The organism is Oceanicaulis sp. (genome assembly GCF_965284345.1).
Lineage (GTDB): Bacteria > Pseudomonadota > Alphaproteobacteria > Caulobacterales > Maricaulaceae > Oceanicaulis > Oceanicaulis alexandrii_A.
Window position 1 is genome coordinate 1,167,861 of sequence record NZ_OZ260073.1, and the last position, 23,122, is coordinate 1,190,982.

A 23,122-nucleotide genomic window follows, 5' to 3' on the forward strand; every position below is an offset into this window, starting at 1 on the left:
CGCGATTGGTCTTAGGCCGCTCCTAGAAGCCCAGCGTCTCCACGAGCCTTTCAAGCGCCTCGGCTTCACCGGCCAACGCATCGCGGCGTGCGCGCAACTCTTCGAGCATGGCGGCGTCGTTGTTCATGGCCACGGCCAGGCGCTGATCCTCCGCACGCACCGACGCCAGCCTCTGCTCCAGAGTGAACAGCTGCTGGGCGTTCGCGGCGCCGCTGCGGCGGGCTGAGGCGATGCGGGTTTCCAACGCCGTCACGTCTGCACGGATCGCGTCGACATCACGCTGAACCGCCTGCAATTCACGCAGGGCGATCTGTTCCTGGCTGCTGAGGTTCGCCCGATTGCGCTCCAGAGCACTGCGCTGGCGCTCTTCCCCCTCGAGCTCGCGCAACTGCTGCAATGTGAAGTTCTCGTAGTCGCCAGCGAGGCCACCGACTGTACTGAACAAGCCCCGGTCCATACGCGGATCCTGAGGCACGCCACTCGCACATGCCGTTAATACTGCGGCTGACGCGCAGACGAGAACAATTCGTGAAATGTGAAGCATGCCCCCCCCTTAAAGGTTTTGTCGAAAAGTCCCTGCCGCTCAGCGGCAGGGACTGCACGGCATCAAGTAAACTGACCGATCGTATCTTCCTGCGCGGCCAGCGTTTCAGAATAGCTCCGCAGATCAGCTACATATGCTTCCATGGTCTCGACTTCGGAACGCAAAGCGTCTGTATCGACCTCGCTGCCATCTTTAGCAGGTTCTTCGTCAGCGAAACGCTCTAGCGCCAAACGCTGCGTCTCAATCTCGCGCTCGACAATTTCAATGCGACGCTCAGTCATCTGCCGTTCGTTGCGGGCCGACGCCAACTGGGTGCGCGCGGCTTCCCGGTCCTCCTCGGCGAGCTGGGCGACCTGTTCGAGCCGGGTGATCTCGGCCTGGTGAGCTTCTATGCGCGAGGCCGTATTGGCATTGATCTCCGCTAGTTGAGTGTTGGTTTCCTGCATCAGGGCGATCTGAGCGGACAGGAACTCGGTGTTACTTGCGTATTCACGACGGCGGTTGTCGAGAATGGCCCCTGCGGTACATCCCGCTAGAGCCCCGACTGCAGCACCGATTAAAGCCCCCCGCAACCGATTGTTCTCATCGGCCGCTGCACCGATGGCTGCACCGCCGGCTGCCGCCATCATGCACGCTTGCGACACGGTTGGCGACAGTCCTGTATTGGCTCCACCAGAAGTAGTGGCGCAGCCGGAAAGAAGGCCAAGCCCTGCAAATGCAGCGACAAGGCGTACAGTGACAGTGTTTTGTTTCTGCGACATGATTTCCCCCAGGTTGTCCTTCACAGTCGATTATAATTCTGACGATTAAAAACCGCCACCCAAAATCGTGTCCAAATTTTCCCTTTTTGATTACTGGGCCTGATAAAGCTCATCGTCGGAGAACGCGTCGCGGAGCTCATTCCGCCAAGTCTCGACATCCCCATCTCCCTCGAGAAGCGCGAGTGTATGACGCCGCAGAAGGCGAAACGCGATATCGTCACGTCTATTGAACTGTGTGTTTTCAAGATCACCCAGCGCACCGCGAGCAAACTCACGATAGCTGGCTAGTCGCCGCAGATACTCGAAATAGACCAGCTCGGCTCCCTCTCGCTCGTCAGCGTAAAACGCGAGCTGGGCTTCAAGTGTACGCTCTAAAGTTGCGGAACGGTCACTGGTCCCGCTACGTTCTCGGAAGCGGTCCAGCGCCTGGGTCCGTTGCCTTACGACAAAACCTGATCGCCCCGCTTCACCTGCGGTAACAATCGCGGATCGCGCCAACTGATAAGAGAGGTCCCGCGAGGTCTCGGACAAGGAGACACGGGCTTCTTCAGTCTGCTGACGCGCGCGTTCGATAAGCAACTCGGCCTGCGGCGAGCCAGATGGCGTACGCTGAAGTTGCTCCAGGAGCGCCTCAAGCTGGTTGAGCGGATCGCCGGCTCGCAGCACGCTGGCGCGGGTCGATAACCCGGTTGCGCTGTCAAGGAAGGATGTGTCGCGCCATTCCTCAAAGTCCGCTTCGATCACCTGGTTTGTCCTCCGATCGGGAACCGTCAGACTTCCGATGGCCAGTCGGAAGCCGACCCTTTGATTGCGCTGCAATACCGGCGCGCCGCGCGGTGTCGCCTGGAACGCGGGCACTTCCTCGCGTTGACTGGCGCGATACTGTCGCGGCTCGGAGGCGGTGAAGTCGCCGCCACGCGCAACATGGGCACCCGGCTTGCCGTTCCGCTGCATGGCGTGGAAGCGGTCGTCAGCCAATTCCGACACATTGCCGAACAAGTCATGTAGACCGAAGGGGGTGGCGCGCAGCCGACCAATCGAGGTGGGAGCGTGCCGGATCCGCACCGGGGTCGAGATGTACGCAAATTGGCTCGACTCCTCGCGCGAGAAGGGCAATTCATCGGCATAAGCACCGCCGCCACCGCGTGCGGCGAATTCCCATTCGGTCTCGGTGGGCAGGCGGAAAAAGCCGGGCATCGTCCCGAAACGCGGCAAGCTTCGCCAGCACGCGGCCTCCTCATAACACCAGGAGAGGTATTCATCGACAAAATCGTGGTAGGCGCTGATTGGCAGACCGGTCGCTGGCTGCGCCGTCAAACGGCGCAATTCCGGCTCGCTGGGCGCGTTGTAAGCTAGGCGGGCATAGACATCATAATCGGGCCCCAGCTCCGCGAGCCGTTGGAAACCCGCTTCCAGATCGCCATTGCCGAACACCGCCGCCATCTGACCTATCGACACTTCATACTTGCCCAGGATGATGCGCCAGCCAGCCCCGCGCTCGGCCTCGAACGAGCCGCCAACGGTTACCAGTTGCGGGGTTTCAAATACCGCGCCATCCGAGCTACCCACCTCGATGTCCCGCTCCGGCGACCACCAGAAATTCTCCCCCGGCACGGGGATGGAACGGAACACCATTTCGTAGCCGCCCGGCATGGGCAGGACCAGATCGTCGTCAAGCGGGCACGGATTGGTGTCGACCCGCACGGATGCGGGCGCTAGCGAACCGCCATGGCAAGCGTACTGCGCACTTGCGCGTTCAGGTGCGGCGACAGCGAGTAGGAACGCGGTGAAGCTTCCGATCAGGATGGCGGACCTATTCATTGCGTATGGCCTCCGCTGGATCAATCGACATGGTGCGCATGGCGGCAAAGCTTGACGCAATCAGGCCGGCCGCAAGCGCCAGCCCCGCTGAAATCAGGCCGACTTCGTGCTCCAGCAGGGCGGCCTGGCGCTCAAAGCCCAGCTGAGGGCCTGCGCCGGCATTGATGATCGCCGCGCCGGCGAGGGCAAAGCCATACGCCATCGCACTGGACAAAAGCGCGATCAGCGCCCCCTGATAGACGGGGAAATATGCCACTGCGCCCTTGCGCAGTCCCAGCAGCCGCAAATGGCCCAAAGCCGCGCGTTTGCGCTCCACAGACCCGTACAGATTCGCCACAGCCGCGATCACGGCGCCCACGCCGGCGATTGCGGCGATGATCCAGAAGAGCGCCGATAGGCCGCGGTCGAACACCCTGATGCGCTCGATGGCCTGGATCTGGGCAATGACCGATACGCCGTCCGCCTGTAGATCCGCAGCGAGTTCGGGCACGTCGTCAATAGACCGGGCGAAAAGCCGGAACCCGCGATAGCCGGTCTGCAGCGCCACAAGCCCCGCGCTCTCAGGGTCATAGGCGGCGGGGCGTTCGGTCGCCGTGCGTAACAGGGCGGCTAGGCTTAGCGGTGCCAGAACTGCGGCGCGGTCATGCACGTCTGCAACGCGCACCGGGATATTGACCGCGACGGGTGCAGCATCAACGTTGAGGTTGATAATCTCGCCCGGCGCCACACCCCATGAGGCTGGCGCGGTGATTACGGCAACATCAGCCAGCCCTCCGTCGAGGCCGGCTCTGGGCGCGGCGTCGGCCAGGATCATCGGCGCAGGAGGAAGCCCGGGGGCGCGCACGGTGAGCCCTTCCACATAGGGAAAGATGACCGGGTCCGCCGATCGCAGCCGGGCCCGCACCCGCGCTGGAGCCCCCGAATCCGCAGCCCGATCAACGACACGCAAATCCAGCCAACGGCCGCCTTCCGGCGGCGCTTGCGCGAACAGTGCAGCGAACCGGGCCGACGAGGCGTCGTCCACGAGGACAAACCCTGTTGCGGTCGCCAGCTGGGCGCGCTCCACCGCGTTGATAGCCCGGTCCGTGCGCACCAGAACGCCATCATAACGCGGTTCTATATAGGCCACCGAGCCCGGCCAGCCGCGATCGGGCACAGCGCCGCCTTCGCGGAAGCGTTCAATGTCTACGGCAAGATCGAGCGGTACATAGACCCGCGGCAGCGTATCGGCGCGCACGGGTAGGACGCCGGAAATGCAGACCGATTCACGCACGGTCTGCTCCCGCCCGTCGGACTGCCGACTGGTTTCCAGGATGGCGACCGGGTTTGCAGAAAGCGTGGTCGCACCAAGGCGCGACAGGCTTTCCTCCGTCACCACCACGCAGCCTGGGGGCGGCGCGGCCACGCCGTATGTCTCCAGAAGCGGATCGCCCGGTGCGGTCGGGAGCATGTCGAGGATGGCGCGTCGACCTTCGTATTCAGCCATGACCGCCGAGGCACCGCGTGTGACACCGGGCACTACAAAGGCCACGTCGTCGCGCGCCTGCATGCGTGCGAAGAAGGCCTCGTCATACAGTGTGGTCTCAGCCGGCATAACGGCCCGGAAAACGGGATCTTCAACAATGTCAGCTCGCAAGTTCTCCACAACGCCGGACTTGAGCGCGAACAGGATGATGAGCGGGGCAATGGTCGCGGCAAGGCTGGACACCACGCAGGCGGTCATCAGCGAGTCCCAGCGCAAATCCGAGAGCGCTAGGCGGAATACAAGACCGAACCGCGGACGATGAAGACGCATCCGGCTCATGACACAGGCTCTTCCCGGGTCTCGAACCGCACGCTCCGGGAATCCCGCGCGGTGCAGGCAAAACGGATCTTTACGTCAGCCGCGCCGTCGATCAGCGCTTCGTCATGTGTGACCATCACCACCGCCGCGCCGTCTGCTCGCGCGCGCGCAGCAAAGCCGCGCACGATCGCGCGCGCGAGCTCCCGGTCAACCGCGGCGGTCGGTTCATCGGCCAGCACAAGGGCAGGCCTGTGCGCTAGGGCACGAGCAATGGCTACTCGCTGCCGCTCTCCACCCGAGAGCTTGGCGGGACGCTTGCCCGAATGAGCGTCCATACCAAATTCGGCCAGCAGGGTCTCTACCTCCTGGCGCGAGGGGTTGCGGCCAACCAGCTGGTTTGGCAGAGCGACATTTTCAGCCACCGACAGGAACGGCATGAGGCCCCCGGTTTGAAGCACATATCCAATGCCGGTCCTTCGCAGGTCTGCTAGCCGACTCTCCCGGCGCCTCGACCATAAATGCGCGATGTCGACGACCTGCTCGCCATCAGGTCGGAACACAAAGGCGTCGGCGTATGTGGGCTGACGCACTAGCGCCAGCATGTCGAGCAAGGTGCTCTTCCCCGATCCGCTAGGCCCCACAAGCGCATAGAATCTCGCCGGCATGATGCGCAAATTATCAGCACGCACCTCGAACCGCCTGTCCCGAGTCTCGTGGACTCGGGTCAGGGATCGGGCTTGCACGACCGGTCGGCCGGTGGGGCGTGGGTTAAACACGGTCGTCACGGCAGAAGCGCGAGCGGCAGAGCCGTGACCTCCGCGATTTCGGGATCATTCTCATCAAGCTTGATCCAGGCGTCCGTGTTCGCCGAAATCTCGCGCAACGCATTGACTTTCGACAGGATCGTACGCTCGAACTGGATCTGTTGGCTCTGAGACATGTTCGCGAACATGCCGGGCGACATGCCGAGCACCTGACTGCGATAAGGCAAGGCCGATACCCAACGCGGAATGAACTCTTGCTCAGCCAGCGTGTCGTCCGCGTTGAGCTCCACGCCGAGCGAGCTTCGCGCGGCGACCGAACGCAGCTGCTGGAAGAAGTCCACCCGCGCGCCGATGGCGTTGACCATCGCCTCGTGGATCGCCTCAGTGCGGCCAAGAATGGTGTCGAGCTGGTCACGGCTGACCAGAACCCGCACATCCAGTGCCGGCACGGTCGGGTCGGCCAGATCGTAGTCATGGACCCAAGCCACGAAGTCCTTGGCCGGATCGGCGCTGTCGCCCAGATAGTCCACCAGAGCGGCGCGGATCACAGCATCCCCGGCAGCAACCGCCTGGGCCGCGCTGCGCCCGGCTTCAGGGCTCAGCGCTTCAGGTTCTACATTGCTCTCAACACGGGCTTGCAGGGCGTCGACGTCGCTTTGCACAACCTCGATCAGCTCACGTGTGAAGAAGTCGAACCCGGTGGAAATGGTGGCGGTGTCGTCGGCATCGACGGCGATATAGGCGTTTTCGGCCCCGGGATTATCTGCCAGGCGACGCATCTGGGCCTCTGCAATCGGGAAGTCGACCGCCGCAACTGGGTCAAGAATATGATAGGCTTGCAGATAGGTGTTGGCGCCGTTCAAACGCTGCCGCAATTCGTCTGCGGATTGACCGGTAGTGCTTTTCGAGCCGCGCTGGGAGCCTGGCTCATGCGCCGAAGCGTCGCCCACTAGAACCATGAAACGCGCCGCGTTTTCATCGGCGGCGGTGGACCAAGGGCCCTCAATTCCCATATCGACGCCGGCAAACACATCCTCGGCCCATTCATCGCTCGTTGTGTTAGCGATAAATGCGCCGCCCCCCGGTGAAAGCAGTTCCAGCATCTCGTCAGCTGGCAACAGACCATCTGCAGTGAAGTCCTGCGCCGCCCATCCCAACTCAGGTGTAGATTCGGGGTTGTCCCGAAAACCCACGAGGCCAAAGCGGAAGCGCAGATCCTCGCTCGCCTCGGCGTCTAGCTCTTGGACCACGTCCGCCAGACCGGCTACAGCAGCGTCAATGTACGGCCCCATGGAGCCTGTCATATCGATCACGAATTTCACGTCGATCGTTAGCGGGCCTTCGGGAGCGGCAGGCGAGGTGTCACCGCCTCGCGCCCTGACGTCTTCGCTGAGAAGCGTGTCCTCCCCATCCGTCGCCCGCGCGCCGGGTACAGCGGCGAAAACCTGGATGTAGTGTGAGGGCTCGGCAAAGGCCTGCTCACGCTCCCACTGGATGACGGGCAAAATGTAGAAATCCTCGTCAATGTCGAGATAGCTGTCGCTTTCACGTGCGATCACCTCCTCGGGCTTCTCTCCATCCGTCATCGTGTCGAGCAGCGCATTGGCCATCTCTGCCCGGTCCGGGGAAGTCACCAGAGCACGTAGCGGCTCCGCTTCCTCAAACATCAGAACAGGGGTCCGACGATTAAGCCCCGAGCCCGGGTGCGTATAAGCCAGCAAAAGCGCCTGACGCCATTCCACCACGTCCTGAGCTCGCATCCAGCCGAACGGCGCGCTTTCTGAAAAACCGATCTGGTACCAGCCTTGCGGTCGAGCCGGATCAGAGAAGTCCATATTTACTCGCGAAAACACAAATGAGGGATTGAACGGGCGCACCTCATTGGAAATCAGATCGCTGGTTTCATCTGGCTCGGCATAGACCGCGGAAAAGGACCGCGGCAGCACCCGGAACGGCTGGCCCGTCGCATCAACTATGCAAGGCCCCGCATCTGAGCAGGTCACTCCGTCGGCTATATTGGCGTCATCTTCAGCTCCCGGAGCCCTTTCCATCAAAATGGGTTCTTCAGCTTCGACAGCTGTAACCGCTTCAGGTTCGGGCTCAACTGTGTCCGCGCGAGCCTCATCCTCCATCAAGAGTTCGGCTTCAGTTCCTTCGGTTGGCCCTGCTGTGTCATCGGCGGGTTCCTGGGCCAGCCGGACTGAAGAAACGCTAGCCTGCGCTTCAAAGGTCGCAGTCGCCGACAAGAGCGTGGCGAGTGCAGCGCTGAGCAAGAATGAATTTGTGTGAGCGACCTTCATGTTTACCCCCAGGTTGCCATGGTTTCAGTCATTAAAAAGTTTAGCTAGCCGCCAAGACGATCACCGACTGCCCCCCGCGTCGGACCCGTATGATCATCACGCCGTCATGGCGGTCTGCGTATTCAACCAGCTCTTGCGCGGAACGGATCGGTTGACGGTTGATCTCAATGATAATGTCCTCGGCCTGCAGGCCGCGTTCGCTGGCAATCGTGCCTCTAGGAACGCTGGATATACGAACTCCATCCTGCACAGTTTGCGCATTCAATGTACGGACCGGTGCTGCCAGTATCGCGCCAAGAAAGGTTGCGCTGGGTGCTACGGCGGTGGCGTCCGGATTGTCCCTTGCCTCTATGGGAACGGGTGTAAGCATGACGCGCAGCGCCTCTCCACCGCGACGCACGAAAATCGGATACTGTACACTTGGCTCGCTAAGCAGCCAGAAATTTACAAAGTCAGTATCGTTATCGATCCGCTCGCCATTCGCGCCAGTGATCACATCTCCGACTTCCAGGCCTGCCTGGGCGGCTGGCGACCCTGGCTGGACCTCGGTCACCAATGCGCCACTGTCCACGTCAACGGCCAAGGCAAGTGAGGCGCGCTCGTCGAAAGCCTCGACATGAATGCCGATATATGTGCGGCGAACCCTGCCATGCTCCCGCAATTGTCTCGCGACAGCCAAAGCAATGCCGGACGGTATGGCGAAGTTAAGCCCGGAAGAGTCTCCGGTGCGACTGATCAGGAATGTGTTTACACCGACTACACGACCAGCACTGTCCACGAGAGGTCCACCGCTATTGCCTGAATTAATCGAGGCGTCCGTCTGGATAAACTCGTCGACGCCAAAACGCCGCGAACCGGCGTCACGAAACCCTTGCCGCCCAACCCCTGAAATCACACCGGACGAAATCGTTTTGTCCAAGCCAGCCGGAAATCCGATTGCAAAGACAATATCACCCGGCTCCAGCAACGCGGAGTCGGCAAACCGGGCCTCGGACACCCCCGTCAACGATGCCTGTAATAAGGCAAGATCTGTGGTCTCGTCTTGACCGAGCACTCGGGCTCGAACTTGTTCCCCGTCCGGGGCCTCAATGAAGACCAGTCTGTCTCCACTAACAACGTGAGCATTGGTGAGGATGAGTCCCGCCTCACGGTCCAAGACGATCCCGCTCCCGTTTCCTGCCCCGGTGATCCTTGAATTCGCGCCTTGCGATGCCGTAGTAAGGACGTTAACGCGAACAACTGATTGAAGTGTTGGCGTAAGAATCTCAGCGTAAGAGTGCACGCCACGTGCCACGTCGAAGGGCGGACGGTAAGCAGGGCCAGGGCTCGCTTCCAATTCCTGAGCGAATAGCGTGCTTGTGCAGAAGCCGTAAAAAAAGAGTAGCACGATTGCACCAGGCAACCGTTTGAATTCGCTCCTAACCAAACGACAATCCCCAAACCCTAATACCCCTATAAGGGGAACTTTAGGAGTGGTGATCTATTAACGCAACATTAAATTTGCAATAACGTCTAACGCCGTATCGTCCGTCTCTGTTCCGACAGACTCTCAATTCAAATGTAGGACCGGATGGTCTCAGGTCCGTCTCTAAAAGAAATCAGCTATGAGCTGCTCCCTAGCACCCCAAAAGGGGTGTACCGCTTTCGATCCATGACACCGCCTCAGATAAGAAGACGAACTGTTTCTACCTACAAACAGCCAAAATCAGAGGGGCTGAGTTACTCACCCACGGCGGTTTTGATGAGGTTACTCAAGTGCTGACTAAATTTAGTTGGTGCATTAGCTGCCACAAAATTTGCAACGGGTTGCAGAATTTGGCGACCGGCACGATGAAACTGCTGCAGTTCTAAGCAAGTAAGACGTACAACTTCATTCTAATTGGAACCTGCGGGCCAAAGCGTACCTTCGGCCGGCTGAAGCTTCGTAACGGTTGAATCGACGGTGTTTTAAAACGTCGTCTCGGACCAGTCGGTTTAGAAGTACATTATCCCCGCTGAGGTCGTTGATGAAAGTCGACGTCACTTCTTGATGAATCAGCAAAGTCTCAAAAATCAACTCAAAATTAGCCTCACGATCTGTGGCTTTGCACGCAGCTCGAACCGCTTCGGCCAGTCGCGCGGCTCTCCGTTCGACTCCCACTGCAGATGACTCTTCCGCCATTAAACTGATAATCGCTTCAAATGGCTCATTGGTACGGTTCTGTGCGAATCGAATTGCTGAACTGGCATAACGTTCAAGCTTGTCTGGACCGTGCTCTGGCGCCCCAATTACGTGAGATGGCGATCTCAAACGGAATTCATATCGAATGCGCGCCCGATCTTTTGCATAGACGACTAGGTCGACCTCATTCCTTTGTGGTATGCGTAAAGATGGACTTTCTTCTCGGATTCCGTCCTCTAAATACATATCGGTAAAATATGTTCGGGCAGATGTATTACGTGCTGCTCGCCTGACGAGAGGGGCCAAGCTGCGGAGATAGACTGGAGCATCTCCCACCGAACGTTCAAAATACGCCTCTACATAATTCAAAACGAGGCGCTCAACATCGAGATCGACATCAATTATGGACTGCCCTACTGCGCATTGTGTCGGACTCAAGCCTTCGCCGTCTGCCAGCTCCGGAGGGATGAACATTTCCCCAAGCAGTGCGGTCAAATTTAATCGGTACAGGTTCCATCCTTCTGCCCAGAGTCGATTATTGAGTTCCCTCAGCGGCTCATATGGGCCGACTACGAAATTCAGGAAATTATCATTGCCGTCGAGCGAACGAGGCACGTTCGTCTCGTATTCAGGTTGGAAAAATTCAACTGGCGACAGTGAACCCCAATTTTCGCCAGCCTTTGCCCAAGCGTGTGCCAGCGTTCTTGTTGGGTTTATCGTCAGCTGTACATCTAGGCGTAATCTGTTTGTGGTCTCCGCTCTGAATCGAACAGAACCGGAAAGCGAGAGCATGTTTTGAAGTCTTGGAATGGGATACCGGCCTAGCCGTTCGCTCGAGCCAATAAAGTCGACACCCGTTCGCTCGAGCCAATAAAGTCGACACCCGTTGGGTCCCCGTCGGTAATTATGTGACGGCGATATTCCAATAGCGCAGCTTCTGATTGGGCTGATATAGATCCATTAATCCGCAATTTTGCTTTATCGATGCGAAAATCTTGCTGGTCAGGAAGCGTCGGGTCGTAGGCATTCTTCATACCGTCGACGCTTCGGTAGCGGTTTCGTATTTGGATGCTGTGATTAGTCACGTTTTTTTTGAGAATCTCTATAGAGGGCGGAGCAGGAAAGAGGGCAGGAAACTGCGTGCTATACGGTCAATGCTTGTTTGCTTGCACACTGCTTTTTTAGAGCATAAGGGCGCGGCATCACCACTCAGGCATCGCTTGTATCTGCAGCCAACGCTGACCTTCCTCCAGGTAGGTGCCGGTAGAGCGTCGCTGGGGCAACCCCCATCCGTCGTGCAATTTCCGACACTGAAATTGATGAATCAGACATCAGCGCCACCGCAGCCTTGATGTCTGTCTGACTAAGAGCTTTTGGCCTGCCCCCTACCCGCCCCTGGGCGCGCGCTGCAGCAAGACCAGCGACGGTTCTTTCACGGATCATCGATCTTTCAAATTCCGCCAAAGCGCCGAAAATGTGAAATATCAGTTTACCGCCGGGGGTCGTAGTGTCGATGTTCTCGGTAAGGCTTCTAAAACCGACCCGGCTATCATCCAACCGCTCCACGGTTTCGATCAGCTGCTTAAGCGATCTCGCGAGCCGGTCCAGCTTCCAGACAACAAGGGTATCGCCTTCGCGCATGTAGTTGAGAGCGGCTGCGAGCTGTGGGCGATCTCTCTGTGCCCCTGATGCAGTCTCCTCGAAAATTTTCTCACACCCGGCTTCCCGCAGTGACACCCGTTGCAACTCCGCGTCCTGCTCCTGGGTCGAAACCCTTGCGTACCCTACCAACATCGCAGCCTCGCCTTCTCAAAAACGCTGCATTCAGCATAAACGATAAGGCACGATTCGAGAAAGGGTTTTGAGAGATTATTTCAGGCAAAAATCTTACCTCATCACCAGGATTCCCACTCTCCAGAAAACGACCGTTTCTAAGAAGGATTGCATACGCCAGGTACCGAAATCTTTACCCAGGCTTAAAAATTTTTATTGCAGTATGCGGTCAAACTACCACACGATACAATTAGACTGGGGTTGCAACGAGGCGACAGAAGCTCTAGATACCCGAGCCTTCCAATGGGGAGAAATATGCTGGAAATGATCTTTATAGGAGTGATTGCGATTGCGTCCGGCTTGCTGGTCGTTGCGGCTGCTCACGGGCTTATTTCTACTTTAATTGGCGGATTTGAACGCGACCACGAGAAACGCCGCAAGGGCCTAGGCCTACATTCATTCTGGGTCGGCGAAGTACCTAACGGTCGTGAGCGGCCTCGGATTCATTGTGGAAACGGTGTTGCCGGTCGTCAAAAAGCCGACGGCACTACGGTTTACCACAAGAAGGCGCGTGTTATCGTCTAGACGGTCACCCACGACTCGCATACCGCTTTAAGGATGCGAGACAAACGATACTTTGACACTCTCGATCAGTGGAAATTGGAAGCTAGCCATTTTGCTGGCTGGGTTCCATGTGTGACTGGTCATCTCTCGTTCAGCAGGCTCGGCGACGAGGAAGGGTGCCACACGGCTAACATACCAGCCGGTGAGCCCCACCGTTTTGTCTTCATAGCACAGCGACGTTACGTTAACGATTACGCGTTCTCCGGAAAATTCGAGTATCACTTTCTCCGTCAGGAGGATGTTGGACTTGACTGCTACCTCGTAGCAGAGACGGACAATGCAGATCATCCAGTCGATGTGGAGAAAGAGAAGATATTTCCGGATGATCTCGGACGCCTTCAGGGGACGATCTATATCGTTCGCAACCACGAAAAGCAGCAGAACAAACTTAGAAAATCCAACTTCAAGGACGCCGCGCAGCTCGCGGGCAAAATACACCGACGCTATGAAGATGAGTTCCCATTTGACGCAGAGTGCAAAGCAGAAGCGCGCTCGCTCTTTGAAAAACTTCGCGAAAAAGGGCTCCAAGTCCTAGAGTTTAATTTCGTTCTGTTTAGGACCGGAGAATTTCGTGTTTCACCTGTAAAAGAAACCTTTTCATCTAAAGGTTTCGCGGGCGCTTCGGACGCATCGCAAGATGATTTTATTCAGAGCATGTCCAGCCAGGCTTATTACTTTTTAAAAGACGTCGCGCACAAACATTATCATCACAAGCGAACCCAAGATAATATTATCCCGCTTACACGCGTCGAGCCAGACGACGACATTTCGTGGCGGCGCGAAACAATGTGGTCTCTCGTACGCGCATTCCTAGATGAGCGAAGGTCGCGAGAGATCGACAGTTATGCACGCGCAAAAGGAATCCTCGCATACGCAAGCGCATTCCAGCGGCATCTGCTAGGTCACCATCGAAAAGGACCGCAACTCAACGAGTTCGAGGTGACCGATCTTAGAGCCGACTACGACCTGTCATTTACGGAAGCTTCTTTATCCGCGCGGCATCAAAAGCTACAAGAGGATTATAATAATCGGTCGCAACAATTCTTTGGCGCTGCTGGATTGCTACTTGCCTACCTAGCTCTATTCTATACAATACAGCAAAACAAAGAAAACCAGATTCTTTCGACAATTCTTTTCGAGAAACCATTTAATGTAATACTTGGATACATTTTTATTCAGACCGAATATTTGACTTGGGCGCGCGGTAGGCGGCCTTTTTTAGCAATTCGATGGCTAGTTGATCTGCTCGATGCTACAGCAAACAGTCTAACTGATTGGTTTTCAAAAATAATTGGGCCTAGAAACTCGTTCGGTTTCATTGCTGTAAGAATTATTGTTTTTTCAATCGCCTTAGCCATTGGCTTGCTAATATTTGTGTCAGCTACCAAGGGCGTTGATACGGAGGGCATGAAGGACTTCGTTTTCAATTGGATGAAGAACTTCATCCCTAGCGGCAGCTAACTCAGCCGATCACTTCTCGACCACTAGGATGGATTTCGCCCAATGGGCGGGTGTGTCCAGCCTTGCGAAGCCAGCCTGCGAAATCAACCTGCTCGGCAGGAAGCAATGATATGCTGGGCCAGTCGTTTTCTTGGAGCCTTCGATGCCATGCCCTAGGCGCGCTAAATCGACGGTGAATTGCCATATGGCAAGGGAAGCACACTTGGATTACTGCGAATGGGTCGTAATAATTTTCACCATGGTAACCGATACGCGTCCTCGAGAGGCATAACTCACACCTATCGGGCTTAGGCAGCAGCTTCTTACGCCTGAGTAGTATCATCACCCGGTCTGTAAGAACGCGCTCCTCTGCCGTGAAACCATTGTAGGGGTTGTTGCCGCGGTAGCTAGGCGGCGGGAGTTGCACGCCAGTGAGGTCTACCGGCTCATTCGGACGATACCGTGCCGACCAGTGCTCAGACATTGCGAGTAAGCTCTCACACGCACGGTCGTGTTCTTCCTGCAAAGCCCATCCAGTCACCGTGCACGCCTTAAAATCTGAAAAGTTGCAACCAGTAGCAAAATTTGCCCCTTCTTGAGTCAGTTGAGTCAGGCCTGATTTTAAAACCTGTCAGCATTACAGAGGCTGATAGGTCCGCATCGAGTGTGTCAGTCGAGCCCGCAGGCGGTCCTCGCCGCAGTAATCTCTTCAGCCGCGTTCGAGGCGTCGAACTCGTTAGTTTCGAGCGCGTCTTGGACGAGGATTCGCTCACGCGCCGAGAGGAAGTCGGCGATTGTCGACTCGAGGCTTACCCTGTCAACATACGCGCCATCTGTGCCGTTCCGCACGTGCCAAACCCGTCGCTGTGGCTCGTGGTCATCCACGCGGTAAACGATAGCGGCTCGTAGGTCGCCGCTGCTCATAGCCACTCCCGGCAAGAACTCGCCACCGGAATAACCGATGCTTTGAGAGCCGTCCGCTTCGCAACGATACCGGATATAGCTGCCGTCCGTATACCTGACGGTCGCGACGGCGACGACCTGATCGGTCATCGGGTCGGTGCCAACTCCATGAGCCCATTCAGCATTGGCCTGGGCGGCGACGAGTACTGTGAGAGACGCGCTGGTGATGAGAGTCTTCATAAGCTCAATATCCTGAAATGGGATAATCCTAGATTGGGATTACCAAGCCTGGCGGGGTGAGTCGAGCGCAGGTTTGAAATTTGTCAGAGCCGATAAGGTCTGAGCGACACGAGCAGCTCAGGAGCATTCTCAAAGAGCGTAGAATCGAAGCTGGTCTCACTCAGGCTGAGCTTTCGGCCCGCCTTGGAAAGCCGCAATCGTTCATTGCCAAAATAGAAACTGCGGAAAGGCGGGTCGGTGTTCTAGACGCGCTGGATATTTACGTGGCGCTCGGGGGTGGCGCGCGCGACCTCGCTGATGATCTCGAACGGCTGACGACACCCTAAAACTTGCAACTGGCTGCAAAATTTCGAGATTATGAAGTCAGTTCATTTTGAAAGGTGTGAAAGGTCTAAGCCTTCATACGCGACCCGTTCAATGCCATCGCGCAAGACTGTAACGCTATGGCCGGTGCCGTAACGTTCCGAAACGCTTCCGTCACTCCACCCTCCCAGAGCGCGTTGTACATCAATCCGGGTCTCTGAGTTCCGTAGCGCGTCCCTGAATGTGTGGCGGAGCGAATGAAAACAATTCTGGTCGGTTTTCACGCCAGTTTTGTCAAGAAAGTGCGAGAACCACTTACTGAGAGGACCGGAGCCATACCCATCCGGATTGCCAACAAGGTCTGGAAATAGCCGACCGCTCGACGGAAGTGAGGCACAGTAATCCAGAAATCCGATTTCGATTAGTTTTGAGTGGATCGGCACAAGACGTTCGCTTCCAGGAGTTTTTAGAGTACGGCCCTGCTCCTCGTCTGCCCAAAGCCGAATGACCCATATCCCCTTCTTTTGCAGAACATCTTGTACATCGAGCTGGCAGATTTCATTGATCCTTAGGCCTGAGTAGAGCGAAATGAGAGGTGCCCAGAACCTCTGCCGTCGAATGATGGAACTGCCTGGTTTCGCGTAGCCGCTCTCATCGTTCCGACAGCCTGTGTAGATCGGGGCATTGAAGATGCGCTGAAGCTCTGCCTCCGAGAACGGGAGCCGTTTCCTTGTGCTCCGCTTTTTCAAACGGAGGCCTTCGGCGGGATTATCTAACCGGTGCCCTTCGTTTTTTGCCCAGGACAGCATTCCAGCCATGATCTCGATGTAGAGATTTCTGGAGCTATCGCTTAGCGGGCGAAGCCCTAGGCGCTGAGCTTCGATCAGACGCTCTTCCAGCGGCAGCTCCTTTAGACTAGGCGAAGGTCTTGCAGGGTATTGTAAAAGGGTTTCGTACGCGAATGCTCTGCATGCTTGGCGAGTTACATCTCGAACGAGGGTGTTTTCGCCCAATGCCTCGAGTACGACCTCGGCTCGGGCGCGGTAGAGGCCTTGTGTCTTGGGATTTTGTTTCGCTGGTTCAGCGAGATAGCCCTCGGCTGCTTCGCGCATCGTGAATCCATAAGTGATTTTAGCATCATTGGAATAAGCCTGCGCCCCGAACATTTCTTGATTTACCGCTACAAACTGCCCTGTCTTCAACGCCGCCTGTTGCTGGGCGGCGATTTCAGTCAGGCCGTCGATTATTTTGCGACATACGCGTGAAAAACTCGGGCTGCCCTTTGGCGCATCCAGATTTGCCTCCTCGACGAGTCGCTCTGCTATCCACATGACACGCAGGGGCGGCTCATCTGTCTCTCGCATTCGCGCGACGTCCGCTAGTAGGTTCTGGGCGGTTGCCCTTCCTTCTGAGCGGTCTTGTGCAAAGTCCGGTCTTAACCCCGTAGCTGTTTCGACAGTGGTTCGGTCCAAATATTCTTGTACCCAGGCCCGGATTACGCTGTCGGTCTCGCTGTCAGAGACCAAACGAGGGGGCCCTCCCCATGACTTCGGTTTCGACCAAGGTTTGAGTCCTTCAGGGCGATGGCGTGCCTCAGATAGCTTCATATCGAACCAGCGTTGCCACTCGCCCAAACGAAGGCGGGCCTCTCGCAAGTCTCCAGTGTGAAGCGATCGCTTCACTTCACGGCAACCGAACGCCGCCTTTGCATCCGCCGGCACAGCCCTTCGAAACCAGTACACACCGTTCAAGATGGCAAGGTGCCGCTCGACAGATCTTAGAGGCATTCTGTACCAAGCTTTGTACTAAAATGGACCAAAGAATGAAGCGTAACGCCCTATAGCCGCTACGAAAACCATAAATTTCAATGTTTTAGGAAAATCCTGGCGGAGAGAGAGGGATTCGAACCCTCGGAACGCTTGCGCGCTCAACGGTTTTCGAGACCGCCCCGTTCAACCACTCCGGCACCTCTCCGTACCCAGGGAAGCGCGGGTTTGGCCCAGACAGCGATGAAAATCAAGCCCTGCCGGCGCCCGATGCCAGTCAGCATCAAATTGCTCTAAGCTCAGGTCAGAACTGTCGTCATATGACGGAGGCGCGGGTGAATCTCGAGCTGACAAGCCTGCACTTATTCATCCGTGTCGCGGCGCTAGGCGCAATCGGTCGGGCCGGCGAGGAACTGGGTCTGTCGCGCACCAACGCGTCTCAGCGTATACAGATGCTGGAGGCCGAGCTGGGCGTCAGCCTGTTCAACCGCACCACGCGCGCCGTCTCCCTGACCGCGGATGGCGAACGCTTCCTCATCCATGCAGCGCGGATCCTTGACGATGTGGAGGCGGCCCGGATCGATCTATCCTCCGCCTCGCACCGAATTTCAGGACTGGTGCGGGTGACCGCTTCGGCGGCGTTCGGCGAAACCCATATCGTGCCGTTCGTCCCCGAATTCCTGGCCGCCTATCCCGACATCACGCTGGATCTCAATCTCAGCGACGCCATCGTGGACATTGTCGAGCAAGGCTATGATCTCGCCTATCGGATCGCCAGCCTGGAAAGTTCGAGCCTTGTGGCACAGAAAGTGGATGACGATCCCAGATGGCTGGTGGCGTCGCCCGACTATGTGGCCCGCCATGGCGCTCCCGTCTCTCCTGACGATTTGTCAGCGCATATGTGTTTGCCGCTGGGCGATATACGCACCTGGTCCTTGCGTGATTCAAAAGGCGCGGTCAGCGAGGTTCGGGTCAAGGGCCCGGTCAAAATCAATATGGGCGGCGCGCTGCATCAATGGCTCTTGTCGGGGATGGGCATTGGCCTGGCCGCGCTCTGGTATGTGGGGCCCGCTCTCAAGGCCGGGAAGCTGGTTCGTATCTTGCCCGATCACACACCCTGGCCGCAGACCAAGATCTGGGCGATACGACCGCCCGGACGGGCCATGCCCTTGCGCGTGAAAGCCTTCATGGACTTCATGAACAGCCGGATCCTGCACACCAACACAGCCCAGTATGGGGATCTGGACGGGCTATAAGTTTGACCTGCCAGCATCAATCCTGATTTTCGGGAAAATGATTTCCGGTTATCCCGACTAGTGAGAAAATATCGAGGGACTAACTTCCCGTCACATCCTCAGGGCCATGCGAGACATGGCCTGCACTGGTTGAGACAGGAGACCCGTCATGTCGCTCACTATTCTCGATTACGCCAAAAAGCGTCACACGACCAAAGCTTACGATCCGTCCCGCAAAATTTCCGACGCGGATCTTGAGACCATCAAGGGTCTGCTGCGCTTTAGCCCCTCGAGCACCAATCTCCAGCCCTGGCACTTTGTCATCGCTGGAACGGAAGAGGGCAAGGCGCGCATCGCCAAGGCGACAGACCGGCTGTTTCCGTTCAACAGCGCGTCCATTTTGAACGCCAGTCATGTGGTGGTCTTCGCCAGCCGCCTGGACGCCAGCGAGGCGTATTTGCACCAAGTGCTCGAGCAGGAAGACCGCGATGGCCGGTTTGACGACGACAAGGACACCTTCAAGGCGCAAATGCATGCCGGCCGATCGATGTTTGTGAACATTCACAAGCAGGACATGAAGGATGTTCAGCATTGGATGGACAAGCAGGTCTATCTCAACTTGGGGCAATTCCTGCTCGGCGTCGCCACGCTGGGCATTGACGCCACGCCGATGGAAGGCGTCGAGACCGCGGTGCTGGATGCAGAATTCGGCCTGCGCGAGAAAGGGTATTCCAGCCTGCTCGTCGTGCCGCTGGGCTATTGCGACCCGGAAGCGGATTATAACAAGGCTCTGCCCAAATCGCGCCTTGAGTACACAGACATTCTAACCGAAGCGTGAGACCCGTCATGACACAGACCGCATGGATTTTCAGCATCGCACTCGCCGCTTCACTGGGCGGCGTAGGCCTTGCGCAAGACGGCACGGACGACACGCTCGTCATTGTACAGGCTCAAGATGTGGTCTGGTCGCCGCTCAACCCGTTGCGTGGTGATCAGAGCCCGAGAGCCGGCGCCCTGTGGGGTGACCGGACACGCGACGAGGCAGCGGGCTTCCTGGTTGAGTTTCTTGAGGGGTTCGCCTCGCCGGCGCACATCCACAACATCACCTATCGCGGGGTCGTTCTGTCGGGCCTGCTACATAACGATGACCCGGACGCCGCCAATATGTGGATGCCCGAAGGCTCGTTCTGGACACAACCCGCGGGCGAGGGTCATGTCACCGCCGCGTCCGGACAGACCAATCTGGCCTATATCGAGATTGATGAGGGCCCGTATCTGGTCCAGCCGGTCGATGAGGCGTTTGATGCGGGCGAACGCCCCGTCAACTTGCATGCGACCAACCTCGTTTGGCTCGATGCACCCGCACCGTCCGGGCCTGAAGGACAAAACGAATTCGAGGGCGGCCCGAGCCTCACCGTTTTGTGGGGCGACCCGGCCGCAGGGGTGTCTGGCGCGCTTCTGAGCCTGCCTTACGGGGCAAGCTACCCCGTCCAGGCCGGGCGGGAGCCCACACGTCTTGTCCCCGTGACGGGTGAGATCGAGGTCCATCACCCAGATCTGGACATGGCGCGCCGCGTTTCACCGGGCGGCTATATCGGCGCGCCGCGCGGCGAGCGTGTCGATCTGGTCTGCCAGACGGGACCGGCGTGCACCGTTTACCTCCGCGGCGCTCAGGCCTATCGCATCCAGACCTCGCAGCCGCCGGAATAAACGCTGGCGGCCCGGCCGCTCTTCGGCCTTGCTGCGTTGACTCTTGCACACTCTTTTGTCTATATCGCGCGCTCTGCTCCCGCACGGACCTGTCCGAGGCGGGGCTTTGCTTGTGAAACAACGCTGGCTCGCACCCAAGAACCGGCGAAGAAAAAGGGCTCCGATCTGACGCTTTCGCGCAGATACGGCTCCGAAACAAAGGAACACGATCATGTATGCAGTGATCAAGACCGGCGGTAAGCAATACCGCGTCTCCGAAGGCGACATCCTGCGCGTCGAGAAACTCAGCGCGGAAACCGGCGATGTCGTCGCGTTTGACGAAGTCCTGATGATCGGCGGCGAAGGCGATTCCCTCGTCGGCGCGCCGGCCGTGGACGGCGCTTCGGTGACCGCGAACGTGCTGGACATCCGCAAGGACAAGAAGATCAAGGTCTTCAAGAAGCGCCGCCGTCAGAACTATCGCCGCACCAAAGGCCACCGCCAGTGGATCGCGGTCATCTCGGTCGCAGAAATTCTGAAGCCGGGTACGAAATCCAAGCTGGACGCCAAGCCGGCCAAAGTGGCGGCTGACGACGCGCCCGCCGCCCCGGCCAAGAAAGCCGCTGCGCCGAAAGCTGAAAAAGCTGCGCCGAAAGCCAAGGCTGCGGCCGCCGCTTCCGACGATCTGACCCAGCTGACCGGTGTGGGCCCGGCCTACGCCACCAAGCTGAACGAAGCCGGCGTGACCAGCTTCGCACAGATCGCAGCCTGGACTGACGCCGAGATCGAGCGCCTCGATGGCGAGATCTCCGGCCTCAAGGCCAAAGCAGAAAAAGGCGACTGGGTCGCTGAAGCCAAAGGATTCGCTGGCTAAGCCACGCGACAACAGAACCTGAGAAGGAGAGCACCATGGCTCACAAAAAGGCAGGCGGTTCGTCACGTAACGGTCGCGACAGTGAAGGCCGGCGCCTCGGCGTCAAGAAATCCGGCGGACAAGCCGTGATTCCGGGCAACATCATCATCCGCCAGCGCGGCACCAAATATTATCCGGGCGAGAATGTCGGCATGGGCAAGGATCACACCCTGTTCGCGCTGACCGAAGGTCGTGTGACCTTCCAGAAGAAAAAGCTCAACCGGACCTTCGTGTCCGTCGCTCCGCTCGCGGACGCAGCTGAATAGGGCGACACCGACCTCGTGATCGCCCATCCCGATGAGGGGCGATCCGGGCCGGACGGCCAAGTTTCAAGGGGAGACGGATCGCCGTCTCCCCTTTTTACGTTTGACGTCTCTCCCCGCCCTGTTTTCGCGCCTGAGGAGGCCGATATGAGAGACATGCAGCCTGATCCTGAAGAGACGCCCGAGCATGAAGCGGGCGCAGTTAACACACCGGCGACCTTTGCGGACATCCGCACCGAGCGCCTTGTTCTGCGTCCGCTCAAGATCGAAGACGCCGCCTGGGTCGGTCCCGAAAGCGCCCGCCCAGACGTGTGCCGCATGACAAGCCGGGTTCCGGCGCAGAACCCGCCTCTGTTCGCGGAAGCCTTCATCCTGATCCTGCGGGCGCGGGAACAGGTTATGGGCGACCGGGTGCGCGCCATCTGCGAAGCCGAGACAGGAAGCGCAGTGGGCGTGATCGGCCTGAACAAACATGAGGCGGGCTGGGAGCTGGGCTATTGGCTGATGCTCGCCGCCTGGGGCCAGGGCTATGCCACCGAAGCCGCACAAGGGATGTGCGACTGGGCGACAGAACACGCCCTCACGCCGGTCACCGCCGGGCACTATGACGACAATCCGGCGTCTGGTCGGGTGCTGGAAAAAATCGGCTTCGCCTATACCGGCGAAACCCTCGACGCCTTCTCTTTCGGCCGCATGGCCAAGGGCCGTGTCCGTCAGATGACAATGGCGGGCTAGCAGAGCCCTCAAGACAAAGATAAAAAGCAAGCCATGAAGTTCCTTGATCAAGCCAAAGTGTATGTGAAGTCCGGCTGGGGCGGCCCGGGATGCGTGTCATTCCGCCGTGAAGCCTATGTGGAGTTCGGCGGCCCTGACGGCGGCGATGGCGGTGATGGAGGTGATGTATGGGTGGAGGCCGTGGAAGGGCTGAACACCTTGATCGACTATCGCTACCAGCAGCACTTCAAGGCTGAGCGCGGTCTGAACGGCGCCGGGCGCAACCGCACGGGCCGGGGCGGCGAAGACGTCGTTCTGCGCGTGCCGGTGGGCACCCAGGTGTTTGACGAGGACAAGGAGACGTTGCTGGCGGACATGACCGTGCCCGGTCAGCGCGCGCTTCTGGCCAAGGGCGGGATTGGCGGCAAGGGCAACGCCCACTTCAAATCGAGCCGCAATCAGGCGCCGCGCATCTCCCAGCCCGGCGAGCCGGGCGAGGAGCGCGCCATCTGGCTGCGCCTGAAGTTGATCGCGGACGCCGGCCTTGTGGGTCTGCCCAATGCGGGCAAGTCCACGCTCTTGTCGGTAGCCAGCAAGGCCCACCCCAAAATCGCGTCCTATCCCTTCACCACGCTTCACCCCAATCTGGGCGTGGTAGAGATGGGCACGGGCAACCGCTTTGTGCTGGCCGATATTCCCGGCCTGATCGAAGGCGCCCATGAAGGCGCCGGGATCGGCGACCGTTTCCTGGGCCATATCGAGCGGTGCGCGCTCCTGGTGCATCTGATCGACGCCACCGGCGAAGATCCGATCGGCGCGTATGACACCGTGCGCCACGAGCTCGACGCCTATGGCGCCGGCATCACCGGCAAGCGTGAGATCGTCGTGCTCAACAAGCTCGACGCCGCCGACGCGGAAACCGTCGCCGAGCTCGACAAGGCGTTTGAAGAGAAGATCGGCGTCACGCCCTATCACCTCTCGGGGGCCACACGTGAAGGCCTCAAAGAGGTGCTCAAAGCCATCTGGGACGCTGTCCACGCCCGTCGCGAGGAAGAAAAACGCCTCAAGGACGAAGCGGAACGCGAAGCCCGCGGCGAAAGCGGCTGGACGCCTTGAGCCTGAGCG

21 protein-coding genes, 1 tRNA gene and 1 pseudogene are annotated in these 23,122 nt (G+C 58.4%); 10 read left to right on the forward strand and 13 right to left on the reverse strand.

Annotated features, from left to right (window positions below):
• Nucleotides 1–22: 22 nt before the first annotated feature.
• The 9 genes from ACQ66J_RS05770 to ACQ66J_RS05810 all read right to left on the reverse strand — a co-directional run bounded on the left by ACQ66J_RS05770 (nucleotide 23) and on the right by ACQ66J_RS05810 (nucleotide 11,928).
• Nucleotides 23–445, reverse strand: coding sequence for a hypothetical protein (locus ACQ66J_RS05770; RefSeq protein WP_430430848.1), 423 nt, complete (start codon nucleotides 443–445; stop codon nucleotides 23–25).
• A gap of 161 nt (nucleotides 446–606) precedes the next feature.
• A complete protein-coding gene (locus ACQ66J_RS05775; protein WP_430430850.1) occupies nucleotides 607–1,305 on the reverse strand; it encodes a hypothetical protein in 699 nt (232 codons plus the stop codon).
• Between the two features lie 90 nt (nucleotides 1,306–1,395).
• Nucleotides 1,396–3,126, reverse strand: a complete 1,731-nt coding sequence (locus tag ACQ66J_RS05780; RefSeq protein WP_430430851.1) for an SUMF1/EgtB/PvdO family nonheme iron enzyme — start codon at nucleotides 3,124–3,126, stop codon at nucleotides 1,396–1,398.
• Entirely contained in the window at nucleotides 3,119–4,930 is a 1,812-nt protein-coding gene (locus ACQ66J_RS05785) for a hypothetical protein (RefSeq protein WP_430430852.1), read from the reverse strand. The genes ACQ66J_RS05780 and ACQ66J_RS05785 overlap by 8 nt, the downstream gene beginning before the upstream one ends.
• The gene (locus ACQ66J_RS05790) at nucleotides 4,927–5,574 is read right to left on the reverse strand and encodes an ABC transporter ATP-binding protein (protein WP_430432235.1); all 648 of its coding nucleotides are present in this window, start codon (nucleotides 5,572–5,574) and stop codon (nucleotides 4,927–4,929) included. The genes ACQ66J_RS05785 and ACQ66J_RS05790 overlap by 4 nt, the downstream gene beginning before the upstream one ends.
• A 116-nt stretch (nucleotides 5,575–5,690) precedes the next feature.
• Complete coding sequence (locus ACQ66J_RS05795; protein WP_430430853.1) at nucleotides 5,691–7,973, reverse strand: hypothetical protein; 2,283 nt, start codon at nucleotides 7,971–7,973, stop codon at nucleotides 5,691–5,693.
• 40 nt (nucleotides 7,974–8,013) lie between these two features.
• Complete coding sequence (locus tag ACQ66J_RS05800; RefSeq protein ID WP_430430855.1) at nucleotides 8,014–9,360, reverse strand: trypsin-like peptidase domain-containing protein; 1,347 nt, start codon at nucleotides 9,358–9,360, stop codon at nucleotides 8,014–8,016.
• Nucleotides 9,361–9,843: 483 nt separating this feature from the next.
• A complete protein-coding gene (locus ACQ66J_RS05805) occupies nucleotides 9,844–10,926 on the reverse strand; it encodes a hypothetical protein (RefSeq protein WP_430430856.1) in 1,083 nt (360 codons plus the stop codon).
• 417 nt (nucleotides 10,927–11,343) lie between these two features.
• Complete coding sequence (locus tag ACQ66J_RS05810; RefSeq protein ID WP_430430858.1) at nucleotides 11,344–11,928, reverse strand: recombinase family protein; 585 nt, start codon at nucleotides 11,926–11,928, stop codon at nucleotides 11,344–11,346.
• 294 nt (nucleotides 11,929–12,222) lie between these two features.
• Between ACQ66J_RS05810 and ACQ66J_RS05815 the strand changes: the two genes are divergently transcribed.
• The gene (locus ACQ66J_RS05815) at nucleotides 12,223–12,492 is read left to right on the forward strand and encodes a hypothetical protein (protein WP_430430860.1); all 270 of its coding nucleotides are present in this window, start codon (nucleotides 12,223–12,225) and stop codon (nucleotides 12,490–12,492) included.
• A gap of 111 nt (nucleotides 12,493–12,603) precedes the next feature.
• Complete coding sequence (locus ACQ66J_RS05820; RefSeq protein WP_430430861.1) at nucleotides 12,604–13,992, forward strand: hypothetical protein; 1,389 nt, start codon at nucleotides 12,604–12,606, stop codon at nucleotides 13,990–13,992.
• 648 nt (nucleotides 13,993–14,640) lie between these two features.
• Here ACQ66J_RS05820 and ACQ66J_RS05825 read toward each other — a convergent pair.
• Nucleotides 14,641–15,114 carry a hypothetical protein gene (locus tag ACQ66J_RS05825; protein WP_430430862.1) on the reverse strand — a complete coding sequence of 158 codons (474 nt, stop codon included), beginning with the start codon at nucleotides 15,112–15,114 and terminating at the stop codon, nucleotides 14,641–14,643.
• Between the two features lie 80 nt (nucleotides 15,115–15,194).
• On the opposite strand from ACQ66J_RS05825, the gene ACQ66J_RS05830 reads away from it, so the two are divergent.
• Entirely contained in the window at nucleotides 15,195–15,440 is a 246-nt protein-coding gene (locus ACQ66J_RS05830) for a helix-turn-helix domain-containing protein (protein WP_430430863.1), read from the forward strand.
• Between the two features lie 42 nt (nucleotides 15,441–15,482).
• Here ACQ66J_RS05830 and ACQ66J_RS05835 read toward each other — a convergent pair whose 3' ends face one another.
• The 3 genes and pseudogenes from ACQ66J_RS05835 to ACQ66J_RS05845 form a co-directional block, all read right to left on the reverse strand.
• Nucleotides 15,483–16,781, reverse strand: a complete 1,299-nt coding sequence (locus tag ACQ66J_RS05835) for a tyrosine-type recombinase/integrase (RefSeq protein WP_430432236.1) — start codon at nucleotides 16,779–16,781, stop codon at nucleotides 15,483–15,485.
• A 234-nt stretch (nucleotides 16,782–17,015) separates the two neighbouring features.
• A pseudogene (locus ACQ66J_RS05840) lies at nucleotides 17,016–17,204 on the reverse strand (DUF6538 domain-containing protein); the annotation flags it as partial.
• A gap of 97 nt (nucleotides 17,205–17,301) precedes the next feature.
• Nucleotides 17,302–17,391: transfer RNA gene (locus tag ACQ66J_RS05845), tRNA-Ser, on the reverse strand.
• 127 nt (nucleotides 17,392–17,518) lie between these two features.
• Between ACQ66J_RS05845 and ACQ66J_RS05850 the strand changes: the two genes are divergently transcribed.
• The 7 genes from ACQ66J_RS05850 to obgE all read left to right on the forward strand — a co-directional run bounded on the left by ACQ66J_RS05850 (nucleotide 17,519) and on the right by obgE (nucleotide 23,113).
• On the forward strand, nucleotides 17,519–18,439 hold the full coding sequence (locus tag ACQ66J_RS05850; protein ID WP_430430865.1) for a LysR family transcriptional regulator: 921 nt from the start codon (nucleotides 17,519–17,521) through the stop codon (nucleotides 18,437–18,439).
• Nucleotides 18,440–18,587: 148 nt separating this feature from the next.
• A complete protein-coding gene (nfsB, locus tag ACQ66J_RS05855) occupies nucleotides 18,588–19,256 on the forward strand; it encodes an oxygen-insensitive NAD(P)H nitroreductase (protein WP_430430866.1) in 669 nt (222 codons plus the stop codon).
• A gap of 8 nt (nucleotides 19,257–19,264) precedes the next feature.
• Nucleotides 19,265–20,128, forward strand: a complete 864-nt coding sequence (locus tag ACQ66J_RS05860; protein ID WP_430430867.1) for a DUF4437 domain-containing protein — start codon at nucleotides 19,265–19,267, stop codon at nucleotides 20,126–20,128.
• A gap of 211 nt (nucleotides 20,129–20,339) precedes the next feature.
• Nucleotides 20,340–20,981: a 50S ribosomal protein L21 gene (locus ACQ66J_RS05865; protein WP_430430868.1), complete on the forward strand. Its 642-nt coding sequence runs from the start codon at nucleotides 20,340–20,342 to the stop codon at nucleotides 20,979–20,981.
• A 35-nt stretch (nucleotides 20,982–21,016) separates the two neighbouring features.
• Entirely contained in the window at nucleotides 21,017–21,286 is a 270-nt protein-coding gene (gene rpmA, locus ACQ66J_RS05870; RefSeq protein ID WP_022700614.1) for a 50S ribosomal protein L27, read from the forward strand.
• Nucleotides 21,287–21,430: 144 nt separating this feature from the next.
• Nucleotides 21,431–22,018: a GNAT family N-acetyltransferase gene (locus ACQ66J_RS05875; protein WP_430430869.1), complete on the forward strand. Its 588-nt coding sequence runs from the start codon at nucleotides 21,431–21,433 to the stop codon at nucleotides 22,016–22,018.
• A 33-nt stretch (nucleotides 22,019–22,051) separates the two neighbouring features.
• Nucleotides 22,052–23,113: a GTPase ObgE gene (obgE, locus tag ACQ66J_RS05880; RefSeq protein ID WP_375548023.1), complete on the forward strand. Its 1,062-nt coding sequence runs from the start codon at nucleotides 22,052–22,054 to the stop codon at nucleotides 23,111–23,113.
• Nucleotides 23,114–23,122: the final 9 nt, after the last annotated feature.